The organism is Kitasatospora albolonga, assembly GCF_039535905.1.
Lineage (GTDB): Bacteria > Actinomycetota > Actinomycetes > Streptomycetales > Streptomycetaceae > Kitasatospora > Kitasatospora albolonga.
On record NZ_BAAAYB010000103.1, the window covers coordinates 1 to 11,264 of the forward strand.

The window sequence follows — 11,264 nt, forward strand, 5'->3', positions numbered from 1 at the left end:
CGGCTGGTCCGGGTGGCGGTCCAGTACCTGGCCGAGAACCTGACGCGCTGACGGCCATGGCACCCGCCGTACCCGCCGTACCTGTGCATCCAGCGGCCCCAACGGCCCCGGCGGCCCCGGCGGCCGTACCGGCGATGGCGGAGCTGCGGGCCCCGGCGGTGGTGGCGACGGCGGCGGTGGCGGAGCGGAGCAGTTGCACTGGCGGGCTCGAAAGCGGGTTCGGGGCGCGCGGCGACGCCCTGCGCCGGAGCGCGGGCGTGCCGATCACCGAGCGCTAGGCTCGGGGCGTCCGACCCCCTCTGCCGAGAGAAGACGCCCCGATGCGCGCAGTCCGGCCCGTCCGCCTCGTGCCCGCCCTGCTCGCCGCCGCGCTGCTGGTGGGCGGTTGCACCTCGGGCCGGTCCGACAGCCCCACCTCGTCCACGCCGCCGTCCTCGGACGCCGCTTCGGGCGCCTCGGCCTCCCGGAGCGCCGGTGCCACCCCGCTCCAGCCGCTCCCGGAGGGCACCCCGGCCGCGCTGGCCCCGTACTACGCCCAGAAGCTCTCCTGGCAGCCCTGCGACGGCGAGTTCGAGTGCGCCACCTTCAAGGTCCCGCTCGACTACGCGGCCCCGTCCGGCGGCGATCTCACCCTCGCCGCCGCCCGCAAGCCCGCCACCACCCGTCCCGGTGGCCGGGCCAAGCTCGGCTCGCTGCTGCTCAACCCGGGGGGCCCCGGCGCCTCAGCCGTCGAGTACGTGGAGGCGGTGGCCAAGGGCTACGACGCCGAGGTCCGCGCCGGGTACGACTTGGTGGGCCTGGACCCGCGCGGCGTCGGCCGCTCCCGGCCGGTGACCTGCCTGAGCGGCCCGCGAATGGACGCGTACACCGCCGTCGACATCACCCCTGACGACCAGTCGGAGATCGACGCCCTGGTGGCCTCCGACAAGGAGTTCGCCGAGGGGTGCAAGCAGAACGCGGGCGCCGTGCTCGGTCACGTCTCCACCGTCGAGTCGGCCCGCGACCTGGACGTGCTGCGCGCACTGGTCGGCGACGAGAAGATCAGTTACCTCGGCAAGTCCTACGGCACCTTCCTCGGCGCCACCTACGCCGGCCTCTACCCCGCCAAGGTCGGCCGGATGGTGTTGGACGGCGCGATGGACCCGGCGCTCGACGCCGTCGCCGGCAACCGGACCCAGGCGGCCGGCTTCGAGACCGCCTGGTCCGCCTTCGCCAAGGACTGCGCCAAGCACGGCGGGGAGTGCGCGCTCGGCGACACCGAACAGAAGGCCGGCGAGCAGCTTCTCGCCCTCTTCAAGCAGCTCGACGGCGCCCCGCTGCCCACCTCCGACTCCGCCCGGAAGCTGACGGAGGCCCAGGCCACCACCGGCGTGATCCACGCGATGTACGCCGAGTTCCTCTGGCCCCAGCTGCGCACCGCGCTCACCTCCGCCAAGGCCGGCGACGGCACCGGTCTGCTCAAGCTCTCCGACCAGTACTACGAGCGCGAGTCCGACGGCAGCTACCCGAACCTCATGTACGCCAACATGGCCGTCAACTGCCTCGACCTCCCCGCCCCTTTCGCCTCGCCCACCGAGGCCGCCGCCGCCGTCCCGGACTTCGAGAAGGCCTCCGCCCACTTCGGCCGCGACATGGCCTGGATGGCCCTGGCCTGCGCCTACTGGCCGGTCCCCGCCACCGGCGCCCCGCACACCATCGCCGCCGCCGGCTCCTCCCCGATCGTCGTGGTCGGCACCACCCGCGACCCGGCGACCCCCTACGCCTGGGCCCAGTCCCTCGCCGACCAGCTCGACTCCGGCCGCCTCCTCACCTACGACGGCGACGGCCACACCGCCTACGGCCGCCGCAACACCTGCGTGGACGGCGCGGTCAACCGCTACCTCCTCGGTGGTGACGCCCCGGCCGACGGCACCCGCTGCGCGAAGTAGCTCACACCGGGCGGAAAGTGGCTTCGGCGCCCGGGCGGTCCGTATGTACGATGACCGCCCCTACCCCTGCCCGCCCAAGGAGTGCTCCGTGCTCGGAGTCAACGACCTGGCGACGTACGTGCTCGGCGCCCTGGTCATCGTCCTGCTGCCCGGCCCCAACTCGCTCTACGTCCTGTCCGTCGCCGCCCGCAAGGGCATACGCACCGGCTACCAGGCCGCCGCCGGCGTCTTCATCGGCGACTTCACCCTGATCAGCCTCACCGCCCTCGGCGCCTCCTCCCTCCTGGAGGCCAACCCGGCCGTCTTCGCCGTGGTGAAGTTCGGCGGCGCGGCCTACCTGCTCTGGATCGGCTTCGGCATGCTCCGCGCCGCCCGTCAGCTCTGGCGCGAGCGGCACGCCCTCCCCGCCGCCGAGTCCCCCGACGAGGCCCTGCAGGCCGACACCGAGCGCCCGTTCCGCCGCGCCCTGGTGATCAGCCTGCTCAACCCCAAGGCCATCCTCTTCCTGCTCTCCTTCTTCACCCAGTTCGTCGACCCGACCTACGGCGCGCCGATCCTCTCCTTCTCCCTCCTCGGCGGCGTCCTCCAGACCTTCAGCGTCCTGTACCTCTCCCTCCTGATCTTCGCGGGCACCACCCTCGCCACCGCCTTCCGCCGCCGCAAGCGCCTCTCCGCCACCCTCACCACCGGCGTTGCCGCCCTCTTCGCCGGCTTCGCCGCCAAGCTCGCGGTCTCCTCCGCCTGACCTCGGCCTGACCCCCGCCCGGCCTCCGGGCCTGCCGGAAAGTCGGTACGGAGCACGAGTGCGCAGCGTGTAGACTGGCCCGCGTTGCCGAAGGCGTGTTCACACACCCCAGGCAACGGTGCCGCCTTAGCTCAGTTGGCCAGAGCAACGCACTCGTAATGCGTAGGTCATGGGTTCGAATCCCATAGGCGGCTCAAGGTAAAGCCCAACTCCCGCATTTGAAGCGGGAGTTGGGCTTTTTTGTGACCATGGAACCGTGCCCGCTTTGCCCTCAAAACCAACGCATGCCATTTGCGTGGATCGGCGAGTACTCTGCGCTGATGGACTGTCCCTGCCGTAGACCTCGCGGAAGCCGCTGACCTGCGGTTTGTTGCATTGTGCGGACAGTTTCGGGTGGGGGTTCTGGTGCCGTATCGGTCTCGAAAGTGCCCGAAGGGTGCCCGCTTGTGCAGTGATCATGAAGTGGGCCGGGCGGCACTTGGCCCCGTTGCGCGCGATCGCGTCCGCACAATGGTTGCGCTGAGTAACTGTTCTGGGGCGTCATTGGAGCCTGGTCTGTCAGTGGACGTTACTGTAAGTCCGTTTCTGGTGGCGGCCCCGAGCGCCCGCCGGCTCGGTGAGCGGCTCATCGCCCACGGCGTCGAGATCCGGGCAGCCCGCAACACCGCCGTCCTCGCCCCCGCCCAGGACCTCCCAGTGTCGGTGGTCAGCGAACTGCTCGACCTTCACATCAACACGGCGGTCTACTGGAGCAAGGGCGGTGGCCGCGACTGGACCTGCCACCTCGAAGCCTGCTGTATAGGAGCGTTGCCCGGCGCGCTTCGCCGAGAGGTTCCACCAGGCTCGTCCGTGTGGCAGGCAGATCAGCCTGGGGGCACTACTCGATCCGCTCGGGGCGTTGCAGGTCCCAGTCGTACCGGCGAGCTTTACCGCCGACCGCGCATAGGGCTCGCTTGTTCTCGTAGAGTCATGGCATGGGTGCATCCGGTGACGACCTGAACGAGTTGATCGATGCCTGGGTCGAGGAGCAGCTCGCCTTGTCGCCCGTATGGTCTACGGAGAAGCGGGAGGCGATCTTCGCTCTTCTGGGGATCGGACCCCTGGAACAGGAGACCTCGGTCGCGCAACCTCGTGTCATCTCACGCAGCGTGTCGAGGCCTGGGTCGGCTGGCGGCCCTGAGACCCAAGACGTTCGCCGAGGCTGAGCATAGGAGGCTCGCCTCGCCCGGTCGGTTACGCGGCGTGCCACTGGCACCAGTGAACTCACAGACCCAGTAGTCGACGGTGCTCACACGTCCCTGATGATCACGCGCTTCCCGCAGAGCTTCGCCCAGTCGTCACGGTCGGAGGTCAGAACGATCACGGGGGTCGGGACACGGAGCGCGAGCGCGGCGACGAGGGCATCGATCGCGTACGTGTGCCCGTGCAGCCCGCCTGCGTCCTGAAGCAGCTCCACGGCAGCCAGAGAGTCCTCCTGGGTGACCGGTTCCACCCGCAGTCGGGAGAGCACCCACTTCAAGCGCGCCAGATCGGTCTTCCCGTGTACGGCTTCAACAATGGTCAGCGCGGACACGAGGACGGGTACCCCAGCCTGCCGGGATGCCTCGATGCGAGCCGCCATACCGCGGTCGTTGCGCAGGAGCAGAGAGAGCGCCTCGGAGTCGAGCACCAGCGAGCGGGCCGGCTGTTCCTTCACGCGGCGCCCCGCTCCACATCCTCGGCGTTCACGTCTCCGAAGAGCTCGCGACGAGCGGCTTCGACCTCCTGCTCCGTGAGCGCGCCGTGTTCTTCCTCGTGGGCCGCGACGATCTCGGCGAGCCCGTCCATGGCGAGCTGGTGCCTGACAGCTTCGGTGATGTAGCTGGACAGCCCGCGGCGTCCGGTTCGGGAGCGGAGCTCGCTGACCAGCTCGGCGGGCATGGACACGGAGATGTTCTCAGTGGTCCCGGCTCGAGTCTGCTTCATGTGCCGATTCTAAGACAAGCTCTATTACACCGAGAAGGCTTCGTCGAACCACCTCATCCTGCGACGAGCCCGAAGTCGGATAGCGGCTCGGACGCAAGCGCATGGGTGCGACGGTGCAGGTCGGAGCGATGGCCCGCGTTTCATGATCGGGAACCTCCGGCTAGGCTCGACCGATCGCACTTCAATTCGGTACGACCGGTTCTGGGGGATGACGTGGGTGCTGTACGGGCCTGGATGGTGCGTGCCGGAGCGGATGGTGAGCGGGAGGACGTCTCCATCGCCGAGAGCTTGGCGGTTGCCGGCTGGCCCGAGCTCGGTGACCTCACCGGCTGTATGACACCGGAAGACCTCAAGGCCGAGCTTGCCAAGGCGTACCCCCGGGAGAACCCTCGCGTCCTCGGCAACTGGCGCGGGCAACTGTGGCGGTTTCGCGCCGTCATGTCGCCAGGGGATCTGATCGTCCTGCCACTCAAGGCAGGAAACATCGCCATCGGACACCTCACGGGTGACTACCAGTTCCGTACCGAGGCCGCTCCGGGACTCCGCCACGTACGCACTCTCACCTGGAACCGCACCGATGTGGCGCGTACGGAGCTTCGTGCCGACCTGCGTGCGACGCTTGGATCCCTGCTCACAGTGAGCGAGTTGCGCCGCTTCGATGCCGTGAAGCGTCTCACCCTGCTTGCGGCGGGGGAGCCCGACCCGGGAAACCCTGACGCCCCAGCCAGCCTGCGGCTGTTGGAGAAGCCTGCCGAGTTGGCCGACAAGGTCGCCGAAGCCCCGGCGGACAAGCCGGTCGAACTGGCTGTACGCGACCTGCTCAGCATCTGGGACTTCGTGAGCCGCTCGGGGAAGGCGACTGCCGCCATTCGCCGGGATCTGGATGAGCTCGGTCTCGCGGTTGTGCCTCCCATCACCGAAGTCCCGTCGATCGACCACATCGTTCGCGTCGTTCCCATCGGTTTGGCCCCGGAAGCTGAACGGCAGGCGTTGGGCAAGGAGACCGCCAACCTGGAACTGGAGCCCGAGGAAGGAGAGGACTCCGCGACGGATCTCCTGGCCGACGAGGAGCCTGACTCCGGGGGCATCGGTGACATCAGCCTGCCCGCTGTGGGAGCCGGGGAGGGCGGTGACGATGACCAGGAGGCGGCTCCTCCGGCGCCTGTACTGGTGACCGTGGGAAGGCTGCCTTCGGCACGCAGCGAGCTCAAGACCGTCAAGCTCACCGACCCGCTCAACCGAGCGGTGGAACTCCTCTCCGAGAACGGGTACGACCAGCTTCCGGTCCTCGACGAGGACGGTCACTTGCGGGGCTCCATCACCTGGCGGGAAATCGGTGCGACCAACCGCCCTGCCACTGCGCTGGTCAGGGACGCCGCCGTATTGAAGGTTCGGTCCATACGTACTGACGAGCCCATGGTGGATTGCCTGGCCGATGTGGCCGACCACGGCTGTGTTTTCGTGGTCAATCCCGATGGCAGCCTCTCCGGGATTGTGACCGGCCACGATCTGGCCCACAGATTCGAGCAAGAGCTGCGCCCCTACGCCCTCATCCAGGAGCTCGAATTGCGTCTGCGTCGAGCGCTCAGGAAGGCGTTGATGCAAGTGAAGGAGATCAGCGGTCAGTACGGCCTCCCTGGCGATCCCGGAAGAATCGTCAAGCTCGCCAATCAGGGCATGAACTTCTCCGACTACATCACGCTGCTCAAACGGGATGACGTATGGCACGCCACGGGTTGGCAGTTCCCGCAGCAGAGCTTCGCCGAACGCATGGACCGGGTCCGAAAGATCCGTAATGAAACCATGCACTTCCACACGAGTGACGATGACCGCATCAACGCAGTCAAGGAGATCCAAATCGCTCTCCAGATGCTCAAGACCGTTCAGCCGCAAGCCTGAGGGCACGGCAGGCCCGGCGCCGCCGCGTCCCGTCCCGCTGTGTACTGGATGCCCGAGTCGTTCGACTGAGCGGGACGTCGGCGGCTCGTGCCGTTCTCATGGGTCGTAGCCGGCCCTGTGAGAGTCCGAGCCGCATGAACCGGCTAGCCGACGCGACCTCGCCCTACCTCCTCCAGCACGCCGACAACCCGGTCGACTGGTGGCCGTGGGGACCGGAGGCGTTCGAGGAAGCGAAACGGCGCGATGTACCCGTTCTGTTCCCCGTTGGATACTCTGCGTGTCACTGGTGCCACATGATGGCGCACAAGTAGCGCCACGCGGGGCTCCCGTCCCGGGCGTTCCACCCGGATGCCCTCGACGGCTTCCAAGTCCGGGCAGCCGGGATCGGCAGGGGCGACCTCGAGGGGCAAGGTCGGGCTGACCAACACCTGCTCGCACGCAGCGCAGCTCCAACGGAGCGCGGTGCGAACCCTCAGCTCACGAGCCGACGAGCGAGGAGCTGCGCGGGGCGATTGCTGTGCCGGTCGACCCGTGTGAGGTATGCACGGTCCTCTGTTGACACGTTGCTACTGGCCCGTCGGTCCGCCCCAGTCGATGCGGCGAGGCAGGCGAACCTCGCCGCGGACCGGTCCCGCCAGCTTCGCCAGGGTGTCCGGCACGGCGTACGGCCTCGCCTCCACATGCCTGCTCACGTCACCAGCATGCCCTACGGAAGGCCCCTGAGGGCCCGGTGCGGGCCACTCGGATCCTCACCGGGGCAGCGGGCAGGGAATCGAAAATATGTCTGATTATCCGGTTTTGTCAGTGCCTGGTTTTAGGGTGTGTACCGCCGATCGGGTCCGAGCCCATGCGGCAGCCCATTCGGCTCAGGTAGGGATGCATGGAATTCGACGATGTCACTGGTTTGCTCAAGCATCCGGCGTGGCGGCTGCTGTGTGCGGAGAACGCGCCGCTGGTCCTGGCGTTCTGCGCGACAGTGTTCGTCGACGAGAACGAGCGCGGGGTTCCCGAAGCGGTCCTGGTCTCCCGCCTAGACGACCAGTTGTACGACCTCAACGAGCGGGCGCTCGGCCCGTACCCGAGGCCGGCCTCGGAGTACCTGACGGAGTGGACCAACAGCGGCTGGCTGCGCAAGTACTACCCGCCCGGTGAGGACGAACCGCACTTCGATGCGACCAGTGCGTTGGAGAAGGCCGTCGCGTGGGTGAGGGCCCTGCCCGCGCGTTCCTTCATCGGCACCGAGTCCCGGCTGAGCACCATCGTGGACCTGCTGCGGCAGATGGCGTTCGGCACCGAGACGGACCCCCAGGCACGCATCGACGAACTCAGCCGTGAACGCGACCTGATCGACGCCCAGATCGCGCAGCTGCGCGCGGGCGACGTCGAGGTGCTGTCGCCGGTGGCCCTGCTGGACCGCTACCAGCAGGTGGAGAGCACGGCGGTCGAGCTGCTTCGGGACTTCCGCGAGGTCGAGGCGAACCTCCGGGAGCTGGACCGGCGCCTTCGCCAGGACGTGGCGATGGCCGACGGCGGCAAGGGCGACCTGCTGGCGGCGTTCCTCATGGACCGCGAGATGATCGCCGAATCCGACCAGGGCCGCAGTTTCCAGGCGTTCTTCGACTACCTCCTGTCCGCTCAGCGCCAGGAGGAACTGCGCGATCTCCTTGAGCAGGTGAACCGGCTGCCGCAGCTGGACGGCAAGACCAACAGGAACCTCCTGAAGATTCCCCGCGCGTGGCTCCAGGCGGCCGAGAGCACCCAGGACACGGTCCGCCAGCTCACCGAGCAGCTGCGCCGCTTCCTGACCGATCGCGGCAGGGAGGAGGACCGCCGGGTCCTGGCCCTCACTCGGTCCATCCAGCGCCTGGTCACGGAGCTGGTCCGCGATGGCCATCGCGACCTTCCGGGCATGGACCTGGAGGTTCCCCAGGTGGAGCTGGTCCTGCCGATGGAGCGGCGCCTGTACATGCCGGTCGAGAGGGTGGAGCTGGACAGCACGGCGGGCGAGGCGTCCGGCGAGACGGACGTGGACGTCTCCGAGCTGTTCGCCGGTGTGCACGTGGACGGCGAGGCACTGGCCGCCCAGGTGTTGGCGCTGCTCGAGGAGAGCCCGAGCGGCCAGGCGAACCTGGCCGCGGTCGTCGACCGTCATCCCCTGACGCTGGGGCTCGCCGAACTGCTGACGTACTTCCAACTGGAACGGCCCGGCCTCGACGTTGTGATCGACCCCGATCACAGCCACGACCTGGTGTACGAGCGAGTCAACGCACCGGAACGCACCGTGGCAACAGTCCCGCAGGTGACCTTCGTGCTCAACGAGGGCGGCATGGCCGCCGGAAAGGAGGGACAGGCGTGAGTGACGCGCTGTCTGTGCCGGTGGTCCAGCTGCTGAAGGCCGGTGTCCTGTACCAGAGTGACGCGCCGGCGGTCTGGGAGCAGATCACCGCTCATCAAACGGCCATCGGCGACTACCTGCGGGTGATGGGCCTGGACGTCGTGGTCGACCTGGCGGAGGGCTACGCCTACACCCGCCAGCTCGACCAGGAGGCCCGCGACGACGGCGTCACGGTGCCGCGGCTGGTGACGCGCCACCGCCTGTCATTCGCCGTCAGCCTGATGCTGGTCCTCCTGCGCGGGCGCCTCGCGGAGAGCGACGCGACCTCGGGCGACACCCGGCTGCTGATGTCCCGCGACGACCTCGTCGAAATGGTCCGCGGGTTCCTGCCGCCGCGCAGCAACGAGGCCCAGCTGGTCGACCAGATCGACGGCCACATCAAGAAGCTGTGCGACCTGAAGGCACTGCGCCAGACCAAGCAGGCCGGCCTGTACGAGGTGCGCAGACACATCAAGGCCCTCGTCGACGCCCAGGTCGTCAACGACTTCAACGACCTGCTCTCCACCTACCGCGACACCATCACGCCCAAGGACGACAAGTGAGTACCACCACGCCGGTATCGGCCCTCATCCCGCGGCAGCCGGCTTTCGCCGCTGGCGCTCCCGCTGTCGGCCCGGGCTTCAGGCTGTCCCGCCTGGAGGTGCTCAACTGGGGCACCTTCCACCGCACCATCTGGGCCTTCGACGTCGACGGCCACAGCGCCCTGCTGACCGGCGGGGTGGGAACCGGCAAGTCCACGCTGGTCGACGCGATGACCACCCTGCTCCTGCCGGCCAGCAAGATCGCCTACAACAAAGCCGCCGGTGCCGAGGTGAAGGAGCGGAACTTGCGCTCGTACGTGCTCGGCTACCACAGGAGCGAGCGCGTCGAGGCGACGAACAGCACCCGCCCGGTCGGCCTTCGTGGTTCCTCCTCGCACAGCGTGATCCTGGGCGTGTTCACCAACTACACGCTCGGCATTCACATCACCCTCGCCCAGGTGTTCTGGGTACCCGATGCCAACACCGGCCAGCCCGACCGGTTCTACGTCACCGCCGACGAGCCGATGTCCATCGCCACGCACTTCACCGACTTCGGGACCGACATCAACGACCTGCGCCAGCGACTGCGGCGCGGCAAGGCGACGATCCACACCAGCTACCCGCCCTATGCGAAGGCTCTGCGGCGCGGCCTCGGCATCCCCAGTGACCAGGCACTGGACCTGTTCCACCAGACGGTGTCGATGAAGGCCGTCGGAAGCCTCGACGAGTTCGTCCGCGAGCGGATGCTCGAGCCGTTCAACGCCAAGGCCGAGGTCGACAAGATCGTCGCGCACTTCAACGCGCTGACCGCCAGCCACGACGAAGTCGTCCGGGCGAAGGCGATGATCGCCGCTCTCGGGCCGATCGTGGAAGCGTGCGACAGCTGCGACGGCATCCAGCGTGAGATCGACACGCTGCAGAGCCGCCGCGACATCCTCCCCGTCTTCTTCGCCCAGCACCGCGAGCGCATCCTGCGCCGGCGCGACAAGCAACTGCGTACCCGCATCCAGGAACTCGTCGAACACCAGCGGCGGCGCAAGGCCGAGCAGCAGCGACTGCGCGAGATGGCCGACACCCTGCAGCGCCGAATCGATGGCGCCGGTGGGGAGAAGCTGCTGCGCCTCGACGTCAGCATCGAAAACCTCGGCCGCGAGCGTGACCAGCGACGGCAGCGGGCCGCCACGTACGAGGGCTGGCTGGAGAAGGCCGGCCTGAAGCCGGTCACCGACGCCCTGTCCTTCCACGAGCGCTCCGAACAGATCACCGAAGCCCGCACCCGGGACGCCCAGCAGGATCAGCGAGCCCGCGAGGAACTCGACCGCCTTGCCGTGGAGCGCCACAACAACACCGAGGAATCGGGCGTGATCCGCCGCGAGATCACCAGCCTGCAGAACCAGCGCTCCAGCATCCCCTCCCACCTGCTCGACCTGCGGCACAGCCTCGCAGCAGCAGTGGGCATCTCGGCCGACGAGCTGCCGTTCGCGGGAGAGCTCATGCAGGTCCGCGACGACGAAGCCGCCTGGGCCGGCGCGGCCGAGCGCGTCCTGCGCGGATTCGCCCTGTCCCTCCTCGTGCCCGAAGCCCACTACACCCAGGTATCGGCCTGGGTGAACGGTCGGCATCTGGGACTGCGCCTGGTCTACTACAAGGTGCCCGCCCACACACCGGCCGTTGAACTGCCGCAGGACCGGGACCTGCTGCTGGGCAAACTCGAGATCAGGGACGACAGCTGGGGACGCGACTGGCTCGCCGCACAGCTGCGAAGCCGCGCCGACTACCTGTGCGCCGCCGACATGGACGCCTTCACCCGC

Annotated in this window: 8 protein-coding genes, 1 tRNA gene and 1 pseudogene; 8 read left to right on the plus strand and 2 right to left on the minus strand. The window is 68.4% G+C overall.

From position 1 onward, the window contains the following. The first annotated feature begins 320 nt into the window (after window positions 1–320). The 3 genes from ABD946_RS26675 (at window position 321) to ABD946_RS26685 (ending at window position 2,867) form a co-directional block, all read left to right on the plus strand. Window positions 321–1,928: an alpha/beta hydrolase gene (locus ABD946_RS26675; protein ID WP_345287791.1), complete on the plus strand. Its 1,608-nt coding sequence runs from the start codon at window positions 321–323 to the stop codon at window positions 1,926–1,928. An 88-nt stretch (window positions 1,929–2,016) separates the two neighbouring features. Continuing rightward, on the plus strand, window positions 2,017–2,673 hold the full coding sequence (leuE, locus tag ABD946_RS26680; protein WP_345287793.1) for a leucine efflux protein LeuE: 657 nt from the start codon (window positions 2,017–2,019) through the stop codon (window positions 2,671–2,673). A 120-nt stretch (window positions 2,674–2,793) separates the two neighbouring features. After that, a tRNA-Thr gene (locus ABD946_RS26685) sits at window positions 2,794–2,867 on the plus strand. A 1,094-nt stretch (window positions 2,868–3,961) separates the two neighbouring features. Here the strand turns inward: ABD946_RS26685 and ABD946_RS26690 are convergent. Together ABD946_RS26690 and ABD946_RS26695 are read right to left on the minus strand one after the other, a co-directional pair. Then, window positions 3,962–4,369 carry a type II toxin-antitoxin system VapC family toxin gene (locus ABD946_RS26690; RefSeq protein WP_345287794.1) on the minus strand — a complete coding sequence of 136 codons (408 nt, stop codon included), beginning with the start codon at window positions 4,367–4,369 and terminating at the stop codon, window positions 3,962–3,964. Beyond that, window positions 4,366–4,638: a hypothetical protein gene (locus tag ABD946_RS26695; protein ID WP_345287796.1), complete on the minus strand. Its 273-nt coding sequence runs from the start codon at window positions 4,636–4,638 to the stop codon at window positions 4,366–4,368. The genes ABD946_RS26690 and ABD946_RS26695 overlap by 4 nt, the downstream gene beginning before the upstream one ends. Window positions 4,639–4,851: 213 nt before the next feature. On the opposite strand from ABD946_RS26695, the gene ABD946_RS26700 reads away from it, so the two are divergent. From ABD946_RS26700 to ABD946_RS26720, 5 genes and pseudogenes are all read left to right on the plus strand, one after another. Then, window positions 4,852–6,537: a CBS domain-containing protein gene (locus ABD946_RS26700; protein WP_345287798.1), complete on the plus strand. Its 1,686-nt coding sequence runs from the start codon at window positions 4,852–4,854 to the stop codon at window positions 6,535–6,537. 134 nt (window positions 6,538–6,671) lie between these two features. Beyond that, window positions 6,672–6,845 (plus strand): annotated as a pseudogene (locus ABD946_RS26705) (DUF255 domain-containing protein); the annotation flags it as partial. Between the two features lie 572 nt (window positions 6,846–7,417). Continuing rightward, window positions 7,418–8,893 (plus strand): DUF3375 domain-containing protein, encoded by a 1,476-nt coding sequence (locus ABD946_RS26710; protein WP_345287800.1) that lies wholly within the window; start codon window positions 7,418–7,420, stop codon window positions 8,891–8,893. Next, the gene (locus ABD946_RS26715; RefSeq protein WP_345287802.1) at window positions 8,890–9,474 is read left to right on the plus strand and encodes a DUF4194 domain-containing protein; all 585 of its coding nucleotides are present in this window, start codon (window positions 8,890–8,892) and stop codon (window positions 9,472–9,474) included. The genes ABD946_RS26710 and ABD946_RS26715 overlap by 4 nt, the downstream gene beginning before the upstream one ends. Continuing rightward, a partial coding sequence (locus ABD946_RS26720; RefSeq protein ID WP_345287804.1) for an ATP-binding protein occupies window positions 9,471–11,264 on the plus strand: 1,794 nt, incomplete at its 3' end. The genes ABD946_RS26715 and ABD946_RS26720, both read left to right, overlap by 4 nt.